Raw genomic sequence first — 16,649 nt, 5'->3', positions numbered from 1 at the left:
TATTCAACAGAGTACATTCAAAGTACTTTAGGCTGCATCTCTTAATTATTCATGATGCTGAACGGCACGGCGACCCCGCCAGCCACCGGGCTTCAGGCCATAAAGCGATTCTGTTCACCTGAGGGAAATGCGAGAAATGAATAATCTGCCCGCCATGATGAAGGAGATTGAAGCGTATCTGTCGCCCGCGATCATGGAGTCGGCTCAGCGCTGCTCCGCCCGCCTGCTGGCGGTATTACCGGATAAGCTGCAGCTGGAGAACAACCGTGTGCTGCTCGCCTATGGCGGCGGAAAAGACAGCAGCTACATGGTGGCGTATGTGCGATACATTCAGGGCCTGATCTGGCAGCAGCAGGGCAGCACTTTCTCTCTTCGGGTCAGCACCAACCGCCATGCGGCAATGAATCAGAGCGTGATGGAGAATATCCATCGCGTGTATCAGGCGCTGGCGATGCATGACGATGAACGGGCGGAATGTCTGGTGGTGGATGGCCTGCTGATCCGGCCGTTTGCCCGCGACCTGCCAATGCCGGAGAGCGTACGGCAGCAGAACCGCCATGATGTGCTGATGAATGGCCACCGCTTTCGCGCCGATGGGCGCTCGACCTTCTGCAATGCCTGTAATCTCAGCATGGTGAACTCCTTTGGCCTGGCGGCAGACTACAACGGCGGCGTGGATCTGATTGTTACCGGCGACTCGCCGCAGGAGCAGGCCGCCTATGTTGCCTGGGCGCGGCACCTTTCACGGCTGTTTGATGCGCCGGTAGCGGACAAAGGCCGGGGCTTCAGCGGCTTTCTCCAGACGCTGGACGGCGTGGCTGAGCGCTACTTCTCTGACGTTTACGGTGCCGATCAACTGACACCCGCACACCGCATTACCCACCAGCTGGCGCGCGATCCGCTGTTTTTCAACATCTATCAGGACACCGCCTATGAAGCGGGCGCGCACTGGGCGCTGCTCAGCGAATTTATGCGTTTCCGTTTTGATGAGCTGATGTTCAGCTTTTCTGAGTCCGACTGCGGTAATCCGACACTGATGGCGCACCTGCGGGGACTGCGGGCTGAAACGCTGCTGCAGCGTAACTATGCCGAAGGGATCCGCGAATATGTGCGCTTTGCGCTGGGGCTGATGGTGAAGAAAGATTTTCCGCCACAGCTGATTGATGAGATGGCGGCACGTTATCAGGATGACGACGCCATCTACCAGCAGCGGCAGCGCGCGGCGGACTTCGCCCTGCAGGCGTTTGACCTTAACGACGACCAGTTGATCTGCATGATCTACTCACCCTTTCTGACACAGGGAGAACAGCTCGGACAGTGGCTGTCACAGCAGCAGATTGCGCTGGATGAAACAGCCATTCGCGACCTGCTTGAGCAGCGCAGTGAGGATCTCGCGCTGGCACAGCAGCTAACACAACTCTCTGGCCTGACGCTGACGCAGATGCAGCACTGCTGGCAGAGTCAGCCGGTCAGTTCGCTGCTGGAGGGCAAAAGCCGCGATCCGCTGTCGCGCGTCCTGCGTTTTGATCCCCATAAAGCGGTGATTCAGGTCAATAACGGTGTGCTCAACGACATCGTGACAGAAATCATTTCCGGGCGTTAACCCGGTAAGGCAAGGCGATGAAAAAGATTTTCCTGCAAATTGGCGCAACCCGCGATGGCCAGAACCCCTACTGCGAGGTGGCAAAGCGCGATGGCTATTTCACCGTGCTGGCGGAAATGGGCGATTTTGTCGATTACCAGTCGTTAAGCCTGGCGCTGCCGTTTGATCTGATCATCCGCCTCGACCGTCCTGAGAATCCGTGGGAGGTCATGCAGGCCTATCTTCACGCCGGTTTACTGGCGCATCCGCTGGTGGTGCTGGCGGGTTTTGAAGCCTACAACGCCAGCGCCGGACGGCTGCGCGAGATGCTGGCCGGGCCTGACGCGCCCGCCGCCTTTATTCCGCTGGATAAATATGCGCAGCGTATGGCGCTGAAAAAAGCCTGGCCGCGCTTTCCGCAGCCGGAGTTCCGCTTTTTCGCCTCGCCGCTCAGCATTCTGGATGCGGAACAGGCGCTGATCTATCCCTGTGTCGTGAAGCCGGTGGATGGCGGCGGTGGGCTGGGCATCTGGCTGATTGAGCGCGCCGATCAGCTGCACAGCGTAGTAACACAGCTGGTACAGACCATGAACTACGGCGGGCGCGGCTTCAGCGGCTTTATTGTGGAAAGTGCGCTGATCGGCGAGGAGTTTTCGTTGCAGGGCGTAGTGCATCAGGGGCATCCCCTGGCGCTGACCTGTTGCCAGAAGGTCATTGAGCAGCACCGGGATAGCGAAGGCTGCGTCAGCTTTTATGAGTCGGGGCATGTGGCGATGGCAGCAGCAGCCCTGCCAGCGTCGTTCAGCAGTCTGATGACCTTCTGCTGCGAAACCTTTGGCTATCGTCAGGGCGCGTTTCACATCGATTTCATCGTGGTGAATGGCGTGCCGCATTTCCTGGAGATGGGATTCCGGCTCTCCGGCATGGGCGTGGCGACGCTGGTGCAGGCGACGACGGGCATCAACTGGGCGGAAGTCACCTTCCGGCTGGAAGCGGGCGGCGCACTGCCTGCCTTTACCTTCACCCCACCCGGTGCGGTCGGCCAGCTGCGGTTACGGCAACCGGCGCAGCTTCAGGCGGCTGAACGCTGGATCGATCAGCATCAGCAGGGTGCGCTCTTGCCACCACTCAGATTGCCGGCATTACAGGTTTCACCCCGATCTTCGCTCTATGCCGATCTGACCCGACACGCGGGCATTCTGGCAACGTTCAGCCTGACGGCCACTACGCGCGAACCCATTATGACCACGTTTCAGCAGGTGATTGCCGCGCAATCCGTTACAGCCGGGAGAGACAAAGTATGTGCAGGATGATTCTGGCGCATGGTCAGTTCGACAGCGCACAGATTTTAGAGGCGGCGCGTGCCATGAGCTGCGGTGAAGGCGCTGAACACGATGGCCCGATTAAATCGCATCCTAACGGCTGGGGCTGCCTGTGGCTGGAAGAGGGCGAGATTCGGACCCTGCACGGCACCGGCCCGTTCGCCGACGCCCTGCCGGGCATTGATGTGGATCGCCTGCGCAGCCGCTTTCTGGCGGTGCATGTGCGCCACGCCACGCTGAGTAAAAATCAGGGGATCGAATTTTCGCATCCGCTGTGGCGCAACAGCGCCGGACATCAGTGGTACATGATGCATAACGGCTTTCTGCCAACAATTTACCGCCAGCTTGGCCTGGCGGAATCCCGCTTCGATTCCGAAGAGTATCTGCGCTACCTGGTGGATCAGACCACACCCGCCGATTTCACCCGCGACTATCTGCGCGCAAAGATGGCGCAGATAGAACCCGGCGGCAGCGCAGGCAATGCCATTTTTGTTACCCGTGACAAAGCCTGGGCATGGCAGTGGCATCCGCACGATACGCCTTTCCCTGACTACTTTACGATGCATTTTCGGCAACAGGACGGTTGCACGCTGATCGCCTCTGAACCCGTAACAATACCAGGCAGCGCCGGCAGCTGGCGGCGAATGAACAATCATGAACTCTATGAAATACCGTTTAGGGAGTGATAAACATGGCTATTTTCAATCAGTTCCGCGTGATTAATCCCAACATGTTTGTGGAATCGACCTGGCTGGATGACATCGTCACTGCACGGGTGCCGCTGCTGGTGCTGCGTAATTTCCTGACGCCAGAGGTGCGGCAGGCGGTAGTGGCTGACCTGCAGCGTTGCCGGGAAAAGATCCGTGTCTCTCACTACCCCAATGGCGCGCTGACCACGCTTGGTCCCTATCTGGCGCGCCATACGGCGGCACCCGATAACTATTTTACCGAGCTGCGTGATATCCAGCCGGCGTTGCCGCCCTCGCTGAACCAGCTGCGTGAACTGATTTACGGCTGGGTGCAGCATGCGCTGCGGCTGGAAAGTTTAAACATCGCCCATGAACCGGGTCGTGGCGACTACGCCGGTTTTATCGTGCGCTTTCACGCCGATGGCGTCGCGAACCCGCTGCATAACGACAATATCGTGCGCGACGCCGCAAAGACCTCACTGGTGGTGACGCAAATCCTGCATCAGCTCAGCTGCGTGGTCTGCCTGCAGGAGTGCAACGCGGGTGGCGCGCTACGTATCTACAACAAAAAGTGGATGCCGGAGGATGAGCAGTTCAAAACCGCCGGTGAGCTGGGCTATCGCAGTGGCGTGATTGAAAACAGCGAGATCTGCGAATTTTCACCACGCAGTGGTGATATCTATCTGTTTAATCCTGCTTTTTATCACGAGATCGACCGGGTTGAAGGTGATACCCGCATCACCATGGGGTTCTTTTTCGGGCTGACCGATAAAAAGATGAAACACGCTATCGCCTGGAGCTAAGCCGGGTTGTGCAGGAATTTTTGCCAGAAGAGGAGAAGGGAATGACGACGTTTGAAAAAATTACTGCGCTGCTGGATCAGCATCAGGCCAGCTACCGCGTAGTGGAGCATGAGGCGGTCGGGCAGACCGATCAGATCAGCCAGATCCGCGGCAACGCGCTGGGCCAGGCGGCCAAAGCGATGGTACTGGAGGTCACTATGCCGGACGGTGCGCCATCGCGTCAGCTGCTGGCGATTGTGCCGGGTGACTGTCGGATCAATTTCAAAAGCGCGGCGCGCGCCATTGGCGGCAAAAAGTCCTCGTTCGCCGCGCCAGAGCTGGCGCAGGCACTGACCGACTGTGTCATGGGCGCGGTGCCGCCGTTTAGTTTTGATGACCGGCTGGCGCTGCGGGTCGATACCCGGCTGCAGCAGGTCGGCACATTATGGTTTAACGCGGGCGAGCTGGAGAAGTCGATCGCGCTGGCTGCAGATGACTATTTTCGCATCGTGGGTGAAGGCTGTTGTGCTGATATCGCCTCCCCGATTGCGATCACCGCCTGACGGCGGCTCAAGGAGTTTCAGATGTCGGTAAAAGATATGCTGTTAGCGCTGTGCGTGGTGGTAGCGTGGGGCGTGAATTTTGTGGTGATTAAGCTCGGGTTGCAGGGCATGCCGCCTTTTTTGCTGGCCGGACTGCGTTTCGCTCTGGTCGCCTTTCCCGCTATTTTCTTTGTGCGTCGCCCGCCGATCCCGCTGCGCTGGCTGGTGGTTTACGGCATGACCATCAGTTTTGGTCAGTTTGCGTTTTTGTTTCTGGCGATCAAGCTCGGCATGCCAGCCGGTCTGGCGTCGCTGGTGCTGCAGGCGCAGGCGTTCTTTACCCTGTTGCTGGGTGCGCTGCTGCTGGCAGAGAAGCTACGCTGGAATCATATCGTCGGGATTATTATCGCCACGCTGGGAATGTTTATGCTGGCGACGGCGGGGATGGAAGGGCAGACCAGCGCCGGGATTACGCTGACGACTATGATGCTGACCCTGTCGGCGGCGCTGTCATGGGGGCTGGGGAATATCACCAATAAGATCATTATGCGGAACCGCAGTGTGCCGATTATGTCGCTGGTGGTCTGGAGTGCGCTGGTGCCGGTCATTCCCTTCTTTGCCTGTTCGCTGCTGTTTGAGGGGCAGGCCGCCATCGCTAATAGCCTGTTGCATATCGGCCTGCAGACCGTGCTGGCGCTGTTCTATCTGGCGTTTGTCGCCACCATTGTCGGTTACGCTATCTGGGGGAATTTACTGAGTCGCTATGAAACCTGGCGCGTCGCGCCGCTGTCGCTGCTGGTACCGGTGGTAGGGATCATTACCGCCGCGCTGGTGCTGGATGAGCACCTCTCTGGTCAGCAGATGCTGGGGGCGGTGGTGATTATTCTGGGGCTGCTGGTGAATGTGTTTGGTGGCGTGCTGGGTCAGCGTCTGGCGATGCGAACGCAGCCGTAAGTTAAAAATCTTCGCTGACGCAGCCTTTGTAAGCGTTATAGCTCAGAGCGCAAAACAGCGCTAGTGCTGCTCTCTTTTTCAGGCAGCTCATAAATTCAAAGCGATGGGAGTATACGCCTGTAGCAAAGCATCGCGGGCCAGGGATGGCCCGCGCTGAGCCGCCATGGATGGCGCTTTTGCGTCTTTGCGAAAGGCGTATACTCCCTGAGCCTGTGCACCCACTGACATCAAAAACGAAAAACGCCGCATTAGCGGCGTTGAGATTGTTGAAAAAGTCCAGCTCGGTAGCGGTAAGACCGAGCCTGCGAAGGGAACGCGGTCAGATCGGAAAGTCGCAAAAACCGCCATCCCTGGCACGCTCGGCCCACGCCATCCCTGGCGCGGGACGCTTTCCTCCTCTGACCGTGTTCCCTGCGCATTGAGCTTATTCATTGCTGCCGGACTCACCCTAATTTGGGTTTTTCAGCAGCCTGAAACGCCGCTAACGCGGCGTTTTTCATGATTACTTCAGAATCTCAATACGGCGTGGTTTCGCCTCTTCCGGCACCAGTCGTTCAAGATCGATGCTCAGCAGACCATTTTCGAGACGGGCATCGCGCACCACAATGTGGTCGGCGAGCTGGAATTTACGCTCGAAGTTACGCTCGGCGATTCCCTGATAAAGGTACTTACGCTCGGCCTGCTCTTCAGGATGGGCACCCCGCACGATCAGCACGTTATCGTGCGCCGTGATATCCAGTTCGCTCTGAGAAAAACCGGCCACCGCAATAGTAATGCGATAGTGATTTTCATCGACCAGTTCAACGTTATAGGGAGGATAGCCGCCATTGCTCTGATTCTGATTAGATTCAAGCAGGTTAAACAGGCGATCAAAACCGATAGCAGAGCGATAAAGTGGGGTGAGATCAAAGTTACGCATATTAAGACTCCTGAAATTCAGCAAGTTTTGGCAACCTTCCACAACTGGACAGGCTGGATACGGCACCTCACTGTCCCTTGCGGCGACGGTGAGTGCGTCCGTAAACTAAAAATGGGTGTCACAAAACGATTTTCAAGAGGGCGAAATGCAATTTTTTTCGCCAAATTGCGGAAATGACATACACTCAGGACTACTTTTGCCAGACGCAGACGGACTTCGCCCCAGAGTGTTGACGTTGTCTGGCAAGCCAACTCAGCCAGGCTTATGCCATGGCTGAAGGGATGATGATGATGAAATTGATGAAGACCTTACCTCTGGCTGGAATGGTGTGCTGCGCTATGGCAACAACAGGCTGTTCCAGCGTGATGTCTCATACCGGTGCGAGTCAGGGCTATTATCCCGGCACCCGTGCCAGCGCCGACATGCTGACTGATGGTGATACCAGCTGGGCGCTGAAGCCGCTGGCGTTAATCGATCTTCCTTTCTCTGCCGTGCTGGATACGCTGCTGCTGCCGTGGGACTACTACCGTAGCGACAAAGACAAATCTCTCGACTCCCCACGTGAACGTATCCTGCAGAGCGAAAGGCTGGCGCATACCCAGGAAAGCCTGGCGCAGGCGCAGCCTATGCCACCTATGCGGTCACAGCCGCAACCGTAAAGAGCTGCCGCCAGCCATTCACCTCACGCATAAAAGCAATCTGTGTACCATCAGGTGACCAGACCACCGCGTCACCTGACGGTGCTTCTTCCGTTCTGCACGTCAGACGCTGACACGCGCCGCTCTCAACCTCACATCGCATCACGCTGTTATCGCAGATAAAGGCAATTGACTGGCCGTCAGGATGCCAGCTAAAAGCGGACTGAATGCTGTGGCTGAGTTCGGTGATCTGACGCGGTTCGCCACCGTTGGGAGAGACCGTCCAGAGTTGGATCACCGCGCCGGCATCCGCCATCAGAAACGCGATCTGGCTGCCATCGGGCGCAGTACGCAGCCAGTGGCGCGGTTGCAGCGCCACGCCACGACTGTGCGTCAGGCGACGCTGCTGTACGCCAGCCGGTGGCGCAGGTAACTGCGCGCGGGTGCCCTCCAGCGGCCTCTCTCCGGCGCGCGCGTAATCTTCCAGTTCGTCTGGCAGATCAACAATAAAGACTTCGGGACGCTTCTCGCCCTGCGCCGTCAGCGTGTCGCCAAGAAAAGCGATAGCCCAGCGCTGCCAGCGGCCGTCCGGTTTCTGATAGCCACGTTCACCGACCCAGCACTCCTCATAAGCACGGTTGATCTGGTCACTGCCTGGCTGCGGTTCCGCATGCGTCTGGCTCACCAGCAGGCAGAAATAGCTGCCGTCATACTCGCGCGGATGCTGTTTAACCGGCGTCACCGCGTGAAGCGGCACCGCGATACCGACGTTGCGCAGATCGAGACGGCTATCCAGCTCATGCATCACGTGATCATTGTAGGTAAAGCTCAGGCGTGAACCGTCGGGGCTGAAGACATGCACATGCGAGCCGCCGCGCAGCGCGCCAGGGGTAAAGGGCGGCGTGATATCGCAGGCATCCAGATTCACCGCCGCGCCGTTCTGAACAATTACACCGCGCCGGTGGTGGAAGTCATACTGCCAGCTGTCATCGGGATGTTCCGGGCCATGAATGCAGACGTAGCGTGGGGGCAGATCGGGGCTGACCGTCACGACGCCGACGTGGGCTCCGTCCCGGGCCTGATAGAGCACCTCAACGTCACCGGTCATCACATTGACCCGCTCAATGGTCTGGCTGGTAAAGGACGCGCCTGATGGACGGACGTCAAACGCCAGCCACTGGCTGTCGGCCGTCCAGACATTGATATTGGTGAGCTGATGCTGACGGGCAGCAAAGGTGATCTGTTTTTCTGACATGATGAAACCCACGGAGAAAGCGTTGCCCGACAAATTACGCGATTCCGTTTTGCGGTGCAGCTTTTTTGGCGGGGTAAGGGAGCCGGGCCGCAGCGGCCCGGCAGAGAACAGGGCCGTTACAGCACTAACTCTTCAATGGCATGGGCGACGCCATCTTCCATATTGGTTTTAGTGATAAACTGGGCGATTTTCTTAACAGAATCAATGGCATTACCCATGGCGACACCCGTGCCGGCATATTCAATCATCGCCAGGTCATTCTCCTGGTCGCCAATCGCCATCACTTCTTCCTGCTTCAGGCCGAGCTTTTCCGCCAGCATTCTGACGCCCTGGCCTTTGTTCACCCGGCGATCGAGGATTTCGAGGTAATAAGGCGCACTTTTCAGGATGGTGTAAGTCTGCTTAGCATGCTCGGGCAGGCGGGCAATTGCCGCGTCGAGTAGGGCGGGCCGATCGATCATCATTAGTTTCGGGAAGCGCATAGCGCGATCCATCTCTTCCACTGCGCGATAGCGCACCGGAATGCCGGTCAGGCTCGCTTCATGGATGGTGTATTCGCTGATGTCTTTGTTCGGCGTGTAGAGATGAGATTTGTCGAACGCCTGGAAATGGACGCCAAGCTCACGTGCCAGATTCTCAATGTAGAGGTAATCGTCAAAGGTCAGCGTCACTTCTGCCACACACTCACCATCTGCCGCCTGATGAACCAGCGCACCGTTGTTGCTGATCGCGTACTGGCCGGGCGCCTGCATATCCAGTTCCATCAGATAGCGCTGGATACCCACAAACGGCCGGCCTGTGGTCAGCACAATCGACACGCCCTGCTTGCGGGCACGATCCAGGGCGGATTTCACCCCTGGCGTGATCTCATGTTGCGGATTGAGCAGGGTGCCATCCATGTCGATAGCGATCAATTTAATAGCCATAGAATCCTCGTAGCGTCTGGGTTTTGTTCAATGCTAGCGCGATTCAGCGCACATTGACCAGTTTCCTGGCAGGCGGGAATGGCCAGGAAACCGCCAGGGTCAGGCTGTAAAGAGATCGCGGTGGATTTTAATCACGGCTTTTCGGATTGTTGCGGGCTCTCCGGGCGCGCAGCAGGGACGATGGATATCGTGCGGGAAAAAGAGCGCGAACATGCCGGGCAGCAGCGTAATCACCGACTCGTTCGAAATCGTCTGATAAAACACGACGTCGCGCTGTTCGGCGAAATTTTCGGTAATTTTCTGGTCGGCATGGGCGCGGGCCACACCAATATTCTCGGTGCCTGCCAGCAGATACTGAATATCGATGTAGTTAAAGTGGGACTCTGCACGACGCGCGCTGGCGGGTTCGGTCATCATCTCCTGCACCAGACAGAACATTTTGTTGTCAGGCAGAATCTCATATTTGCCGGTGTCCAGCTGGCTGAAGTCGGTTCCCGCAATCCAGCTTATCGCCTGATCGATGACCGGATGAAAGGCGTGACGTTCTCTGTCCCAGTCGTGACGATCGCAAACAATCATGGTGTAACTCCCTGTAAAAATGAGTGCGCCGGAATAGCGCAAAGAGAGGCAAGAGTAAGGGAGCTGAGCGGGTTAAAACGTGATCGGGGTCGCAGCATGCGGGCAGCAGGAGCCGCCTCGCCGGGTTTTCGCCCATACGGCACAAAAAAAAAGGCCATCACCGTAGGGATGGCCTGTTATGTCCGCTATCTGTTAAATATCGATATTGGCCGCTTTCAGCGCATTCTCTTCGATGAAGGCGCGACGCGGTTCGACCGCATCGCCCATCAGGGTCGTGAACAGCTGGTCAGCACCAATCGCATCTTTAATGGTGACGCGCAGCATACGACGGCTGTCTGGATCCATGGTGGTTTCCCACAGCTGATCCGGGTTCATTTCGCCCAGACCTTTATAGCGCTGGACCGACAGGCCGCGACGCGACTCTTTCACCAGCCACTCAATCGCCTGTTCGAAGCTTGCCACCGGCTGACGACGCTCACCACGTTCAATGTAAGCATCTTCTTCCAGCAGACCACGCAGTTTGCCGCCCAGAGCACAGATTTTGCGGTACTCAGGTCCCTGAACAAACTCAGCTTCCAGCGGATAGTCGGTATCCACACCGTGGGTACGGACGCGCAGCACCGGCTCGAACAGGTTCAGTTCGCGGTTTTCACGCACCTGTGCCAGATAAGTACTGCCGTGCGCTTCACGCTCCGTCAGATAGCTCACCAGGCCGTTCAGCCAGGTAGTGACCTCTGCTTCGTTGCTCAGGTCGCTCAGCGTGTCGTGATAAATCATCGCACGCAGCATGGCCATCGGATAACGGCGTTCCATACGCTTGATCATCTTCTGGGTGCTGTTGAAGTCAGAGACCAGCGTCTCCAGCGGCTCACCGCCCAGCGCAGGCGCGCTGGCATTGGTGTGCAGCGTTGCACCATCAAGGGCGATAGCGATCTGGTATTGGTCCATCGCCTCGTCATCTTTGATGTACTGCTCCTGCTTGCCTTTCTTCACTTTGTAGAGCGGCGGCTGAGCGATATAGACGTGGCCGCGCTCAATGATTTCAGGCATCTGACGATAGAAGAAGGTCAGCAGCAGGGTACGGATGTGTGAACCATCGACGTCGGCATCGGTCATGATGATGATGCTGTGATAGCGCAGTTTGTCCGGATTGTATTCATCGCGACCAATACCGCAACCCAGTGCGGTGATCAGCGTGGCCACTTCCTGCGAGGCGAGCATCTTGTCGAAACGCGCTTTCTCAACGTTCAGGATCTTACCTTTCAGCGGCAGAATCGCCTGGTTTTTACGGTTACGGCCCTGTTTGGCCGAGCCGCCTGCGGAGTCACCCTCCACCAGGTAGATTTCAGACAGCGCCGGGTCGCGCTCCTGGCAATCCGCCAGTTTGCCTGGCAGACCAGCCAGATCCAGCGCGCCTTTACGGCGGGTCATTTCACGGGCGCGACGTGCTGCTTCACGGGCACGGGCAGCATCGATAATTTTGCCCACGACGATTTTGGCGTCTGACGGGTTTTCCAGCAGGTATTCTGCCAGCAGTTCGTTCATCTGCTGCTCAACCGCCGATTTCACCTCTGACGAGACCAGTTTGTCTTTGGTCTGTGAGGAGAATTTTGGATCCGGCACTTTCACCGAAACCACGGCGATCAGGCCTTCACGCGCATCATCACCGGTGGCGCTGACTTTGGCTTTCTTGCTGTAACCCTCTTTATCCATATAGGCATTCAGGGTACGGGTCATCGCCGCACGGAAACCGGCAAGGTGCGTACCGCCATCGCGCTGCGGGATGTTGTTGGTAAAGCAGTAAATATTTTCCTGGAAGCCGTCGTTCCACTGCAGCGCCACTTCCACGCCAATGCCATCTTTCTCGGTAGAGAAATAGAACACGGTAGGGTGAATCGGAGTTTTGTTTTTGTTGAGGTACTCAACAAACGCCTTGATGCCGCCTTCGTAATGGAAGTGATCGGTTTTGCCATCACGCTTGTCTTCCAGGCGAATCGACACGCCCGAGTTCAGGAACGACAGTTCGCGCAGGCGTTTTGCCAGAATCTCATACTCGAAATCGCGCACGTTGGTAAAGGTTTCATAGCTTGGCCAGAAACGCACGCGGGTACCGGTGATGTCGGTATCACCAGTGACCGCCAGCGGTGCCTCAGGTACGCCGTGGACGTAAATCTGCTGATGCACTTTGCCTTCGCGACGAATGGTCAGCTCCAGCTTCTGCGACAGGGCGTTAACGACAGAGACGCCCACGCCATGCAGGCCGCCGGAGACTTTATAGGAGTTATCGTCGAACTTACCGCCCGCATGCAGCACGGTCATGATCACTTCAGCGGCGGAAACGCCCTCTTCTTCGTGAATACCGGTAGGAATGCCGCGTCCATCATCCTGTACCGAGACGGAGTTATCCGCATGGATAGTGACTACGATGTCACTACAGTGACCAGCGAGCGCTTCGTCGATTGCGTTATCCACGACCTCGAATACCATGTGATGCAGACCGGTACCGTCATCGGTATCGCCGATATACATGCCCGGGCGTTTGCGTACCGCATCAAGTCCTTTCAGGACTTTAATACTTGAGGAGTCATAAGAATTCGACATCAACGTTTCTCGCTCATTTTAATCTTCAGGTTGAACCGCTATTTTACCCTGTTCCACGCGGAACATCTTGCCCTTTTCGTCGGTCATGTCGATTACATGTCCGGCAGAAATGGCGCTGACAAACACCTGAGCCTGAGTGGCTTTTAACCGGTCCGCCAGCAGGCGCCGGCGGCTCTCATCCAGCTCAGAAGCAAAGTCATCAATGAGGTAAATACAGCGGCGTCCGCTCTGGCTTGTCAGGAACTCGCCCTGTGCCAGACGCAATGCACACATCAGCAGTTTTAACTGCCCGCGTGAGAGTAAATCTTCGACCGGCGTCCCTTCAGCGCGAATACGAAAATCGGCTTTATGGGGACCGCTGGCGGTATAGGTCAGTGCGCGATCGCGCTCAAAATTACGTTCCAGCAGTTCGGCGTAGTCACTCTCTTTGTCCCAGCCACGCTGGAAGGAGAAGCGCAGCTCAAACTCCGGCAGAAACTGGGCGCAGGTGACAGTGATCTCCGCTGAAATCGCCGCACTGTATTCCGCCCGCCACTGGCTGATCTGTTCCGCCAGCGGGACCAGCTCCTGGTCCCAGGGACGAATCTGGCTGTAACGTGAAACCTGGCGCAGCGCCGCATTCCGCTGTTTAAGCAGGCGACGCATATTGTTCCAGGCGTTAAAGAAGCCGGGTGTGTTATGGAAACAGCCCCAGTCGACATAGGCCCGGCGGTATTTGGGGCCGCCATTCAGCAGGCTAAAGCCTTCCGGGGTGATTAGCTGCATCGGCAACAGTTGCGCCAGCTCTGCGACCTTGTGACCGTCGCTGCCATCAATGCGCACTTTGCTGTCACCGGCCCGGTTTTTGGTCAGCCCGACGGAGATTTCCCGCTCTTTGCTTTCCAGACGTCCGTGCAACACAAACGCCGCCTCGTCATGACGGATCACGCGGCCCGCCTGCAGACTGCGAAACGATCGGCCATGCCCCAGCGTATGGATCGCCTCTAAAACGCTGGTTTTCCCGCTGCCGTTGACGCCCACCAGGAAATTAAAGCCGGGTGCCAGCTGCAGGTCAGCCTGCTCGATATTACGAAAATCTTTGATAAGAAGGCGGGTTAAAGCCATGAATCAATCCAGCGTGAAGGGCAATAGTCGGGATGAAATGGGTTTTGCCTTATAACACAATTAAGTGCGTTGACGGCGAAGCAGGTTTGCCCGATATCGCCGTCACCAGGCCGTCGGCGTCGCAGCTACGTTGTGTCCCGCCAGCGCACAGCCACCGGAGCGTACTGAAGTACGTGAGGATGGCGAGCACTGCCGGGGCGCAACGTAGCAAGTAAGCCAGGCCGATATGTAACACCTATAAACGCATGGGCATGACGACATAGGCCGCTGCGGGACTCGCTACATCTTCAATCTGCACGCTCGACACCGAATCCGTCAGCAGCAGGCGGACGTTTTCGCACTTCAGCGCGTTCAGCACATCCAGCACGTAACTGACGTTGAAGCCAATCTCCAGTTCGGTGCCGTTGTAGCTGACGTCCAGCATCTCTTCCGCTTCTTCCTGTTCAGGGTTATTAGCGGTGATCTTCAGCTGATTTTCAGTGATGTAGAGGCGAACGCCGCGGAACTTCTCATTCGAGAGGATCGCCGCACGGGCAAACGCCTGTTTGAGCAGATCGCAGCCCGCTTCCAGCGCTTTGTCGGGATTCTTCGGCAATACGCGGCGATAATCGGGAAAACGACCATCAACCAGCTTAGAGGTGAAGATATAGTCACCGACGTGCGCCCGGATGTTGCTGCCGCCAATCTGGACCTGCAGCGGGTTCTCGCCGCCATCAAGCAGACGCAGCAGCTCAATCACGCCTTTACGCGGCACAATCACCGAGTGACTCGGCAGCGCCTGACCAATCGGCATCGAGCAAACGGCCAGACGGTGACCATCAGTGGCCACGGTGCGCAGCTCTTCCCCTTCGGTTTCAAACATCATGCCGTTGAGGTAGTAACGCACATCCTGATGGGCCATCGAGAACTGGGTCGCTTCAATCAGCCGTTTCAGCGTTGCCTGTGGCAGGGTGAATTCAACTTCACTCTGCCAGTCGTCCAGATTCGGGAAGTCACTGGCGGGCAGGGTCGACAGCGAAAAACGGCTGCGGCCAGAGCGAACCAGCATGCGATCGCCTTCCAGCGCCAGCGTAATTTCTGCGCCATCGGGCAATCCGCGACAGATATCGAGGAATTTGCGCGCTGGCACGGTGGTGGAGCCAGGCTCATGCGCCTGCGTCAGCGCCACGCGCGCGACCATCTCCATTTCCAGATCGGTACCGGTCAGTAACAGCGATCCTTCCGTTACCTGCAGCAGCAGGTTTCCAAGGATCGGCAGTGTCGGACGACCGCCCAGCGGGCCACTTACTTGCTGCAGCGGCTTCAGCAGCTGCTCACGTTCAACAATAAATTTCATAGCGTCAGGAAGATAATGTTCTGATGAGATTAGAGAAATCTTCTTTGATATCGTGGCTCTCTTCACGCAGCTGCTCAATCTTGCGGCAGGCATGAAGCACCGTTGTGTGGTCGCGACCCCCAAAAGCATCGCCAATTTCTGGCAGGCTGTGGTTCGTCAACTCTTTTGCCATCGCCATCGCCATCTGGCGCGGACGCGCTACCGAGCGCGAACGACGCTTGGAGAGCAGATCCGCCACCTTAATCTTGTAGTACTCAGCCACGGTCTTCTGAATATTATCGATGGTGACCAGCTTTTCCTGCAGTGCCAGCAGATCGCGCAGCGCTTCACGCACGAAGTCGATGGTGATCGCCCGGCCGGTAAAGTTGGCATTGGCGATCACGCGATTCAGCGCGCCTTCCAGTTCACGCACGTTAGAGCGTAAACGCTTGGCAATAAAGAAGGCGACTTCACCCGGCAGACGAATGTCGTTCTCATCTGCTTTTTTCATCAGGATCGCGACGCGCGTTTCCAGCTCAGGCGGCTCGATCGCCACCGTTAAACCCCAGCCGAAACGTGACTTAAGACGATCCTCCACCCCATTGATCTCTTTTGGATAGCGATCCGAGGTGAGGATGATCTGCTGATTGCCTTCTAATAAGGCATTAAAGGTGTGGAAGAACTCTTCCTGCGACCGCTCTTTATTCGCAAAGAACTGAATATCATCGATCAGCAGCGCATCGACAGAACGGTAATAGCGTTTGAACTCTTCAATCGCGTTGTTCTGCAGCGCTTTAACCATATCCTGCACAAAGCGCTCGGAGTGCATGTAAACCACTTTTGCATTAGGTTTACGGGCAATGATGCCGTTGCCTACGGCGTGCAGCAGGTGCGTTTTACCGAGACCGGTGCCGCCATACAGAAACAGCGGGTTGTAAGCGCCGCCTGGATTATCCGCCACCTGACGTGCCGCCGCGCGCGCCAGCTGGTTGGATTTACCCTCGACAAAGTTATCGAAGTTATGACGGTTATTCACATTCGAGCGATAGGTGACGTCGGCCGGCGCCGGAACATTATCCCAGCTGGGACGCAGGATCTGCGTCGGGGCCGGACGGATGTGACTCTGCACGGGCATGACGGGCGCGCTGACGCTGGCCATCACCGGCTGGCTGACCGCTGCCGCCGGCTGCTGAACCGGGCGCGTACCCACTTCAAAACGCAGTGCAGGCACGTTCGGACCACAGAATTCATTCAGCAGTGCATTGATACTGTTAAGGTATTTGTCCCGGACCCAGTCGAGTACGAAGCGATTTGGAGCATACAAGGCAAGCGTATTGTCGTTTAACTCAGCCTGCAGTGGACGGATCCACATGCTGAATTCGGTGGCAGGAAGCTCATCCTGCAAACGGGCAAGACACTGTTGCCAAAGCGTAAGTGACAC

General features: G+C 57.0%; 15 protein-coding genes. 7 read left to right on the top strand and 8 right to left on the bottom strand.

From position 1 onward, the window contains the following. Positions 1-136 precede the first annotated feature (136 nt). Genes EGO56_RS00075 through EGO56_RS00050 form a run of 6 tightly spaced genes read left to right on the top strand, consistent with a single transcriptional unit; the run spans position 137 to position 5,871 of the window. Positions 137-1,603 (top strand): hypothetical protein, encoded by a 1,467-nt coding sequence (locus EGO56_RS00075; protein ID WP_135907365.1) that lies wholly within the window; start codon positions 137-139, stop codon positions 1,601-1,603. 17 nt (positions 1,604-1,620) lie between these two features. Beyond that, the gene (locus tag EGO56_RS00070) at positions 1,621-2,895 is read left to right on the top strand and encodes an ATP-grasp domain-containing protein (RefSeq protein ID WP_135907364.1); all 1,275 of its coding nucleotides are present in this window, start codon (positions 1,621-1,623) and stop codon (positions 2,893-2,895) included. After that, positions 2,883-3,590 carry a class II glutamine amidotransferase gene (locus EGO56_RS00065; protein ID WP_135907363.1) on the top strand — a complete coding sequence of 236 codons (708 nt, stop codon included), beginning with the start codon at positions 2,883-2,885 and terminating at the stop codon, positions 3,588-3,590. Before EGO56_RS00070 ends, EGO56_RS00065 begins: the two co-directional genes overlap by 13 nt. Before the next feature lie 5 nt (positions 3,591-3,595). Further along, the gene (locus EGO56_RS00060; protein WP_135907362.1) at positions 3,596-4,396 is read left to right on the top strand and encodes a 2OG-Fe(II)-dependent halogenase WelO5 family protein; all 801 of its coding nucleotides are present in this window, start codon (positions 3,596-3,598) and stop codon (positions 4,394-4,396) included. Positions 4,397-4,437: 41 nt separating this feature from the next. Then, the gene (locus EGO56_RS00055; RefSeq protein WP_013359596.1) at positions 4,438-4,938 is read left to right on the top strand and encodes a YbaK/EbsC family protein; all 501 of its coding nucleotides are present in this window, start codon (positions 4,438-4,440) and stop codon (positions 4,936-4,938) included. 21 nt (positions 4,939-4,959) lie between these two features. Next, entirely contained in the window at positions 4,960-5,871 is a 912-nt protein-coding gene (locus EGO56_RS00050; protein ID WP_135907361.1) for an EamA family transporter, read from the top strand. A 502-nt stretch (positions 5,872-6,373) separates the two neighbouring features. Here the strand turns inward: EGO56_RS00050 and ibpA are convergent. Then, positions 6,374-6,790, bottom strand: coding sequence for a small heat shock chaperone IbpA (gene ibpA / locus EGO56_RS00045; protein WP_003849623.1), 417 nt, complete (start codon positions 6,788-6,790; stop codon positions 6,374-6,376). A 290-nt stretch (positions 6,791-7,080) separates the two neighbouring features. On the opposite strand from ibpA, the gene EGO56_RS00040 reads away from it, so the two are divergent. Further along, positions 7,081-7,449, top strand: coding sequence for a YceK/YidQ family lipoprotein (locus EGO56_RS00040; protein WP_236263131.1), 369 nt, complete (start codon positions 7,081-7,083; stop codon positions 7,447-7,449). On the opposite strand, the gene EGO56_RS00035 is transcribed toward EGO56_RS00040, so the two are convergent. The 7 genes from EGO56_RS00035 to dnaA all read right to left on the bottom strand — a co-directional run bounded on the left by EGO56_RS00035 (position 7,424) and on the right by dnaA (position 16,649). Continuing rightward, positions 7,424-8,683: a YidR family protein gene (locus EGO56_RS00035; protein WP_135907360.1), complete on the bottom strand. Its 1,260-nt coding sequence runs from the start codon at positions 8,681-8,683 to the stop codon at positions 7,424-7,426. The two genes, EGO56_RS00040 and EGO56_RS00035, sit on opposite strands and share 26 nt — an antisense overlap. Positions 8,684-8,799: 116 nt before the next feature. Continuing rightward, positions 8,800-9,609, bottom strand: coding sequence for a sugar-phosphatase (yidA, locus tag EGO56_RS00030; RefSeq protein WP_033734656.1), 810 nt, complete (start codon positions 9,607-9,609; stop codon positions 8,800-8,802). 99 nt (positions 9,610-9,708) lie between these two features. Next, positions 9,709-10,188 (bottom strand): NanQ anomerase/TabA/YiaL family protein, encoded by a 480-nt coding sequence (locus EGO56_RS00025; protein ID WP_135907359.1) that lies wholly within the window; start codon positions 10,186-10,188, stop codon positions 9,709-9,711. Positions 10,189-10,380: 192 nt separating this feature from the next. Then, positions 10,381-12,789: a DNA topoisomerase (ATP-hydrolyzing) subunit B gene (gene gyrB, locus EGO56_RS00020; protein WP_013359602.1), complete on the bottom strand. Its 2,409-nt coding sequence runs from the start codon at positions 12,787-12,789 to the stop codon at positions 10,381-10,383. 18 nt (positions 12,790-12,807) lie between these two features. Then, on the bottom strand, positions 12,808-13,893 hold the full coding sequence (recF, locus tag EGO56_RS00015) for a DNA replication/repair protein RecF (RefSeq protein ID WP_135907358.1): 1,086 nt from the start codon (positions 13,891-13,893) through the stop codon (positions 12,808-12,810). 235 nt (positions 13,894-14,128) lie between these two features. Beyond that, positions 14,129-15,229 carry a DNA polymerase III subunit beta gene (gene dnaN / locus EGO56_RS00010; protein WP_033734661.1) on the bottom strand — a complete coding sequence of 367 codons (1,101 nt, stop codon included), beginning with the start codon at positions 15,227-15,229 and terminating at the stop codon, positions 14,129-14,131. Positions 15,230-15,233: 4 nt separating this feature from the next. Beyond that, complete coding sequence (gene dnaA / locus EGO56_RS00005; protein ID WP_013359605.1) at positions 15,234-16,649, bottom strand: chromosomal replication initiator protein DnaA; 1,416 nt, start codon at positions 16,647-16,649, stop codon at positions 15,234-15,236.

This window comes from Pantoea vagans, from assembly GCF_004792415.1.
GTDB classification, from domain to species: domain Bacteria; phylum Pseudomonadota; class Gammaproteobacteria; order Enterobacterales; family Enterobacteriaceae; genus Pantoea; species Pantoea vagans.
Note: the sequence above shows the minus strand (reverse complement) of the source record. Positions and strands in the feature narration are given on the sequence as shown.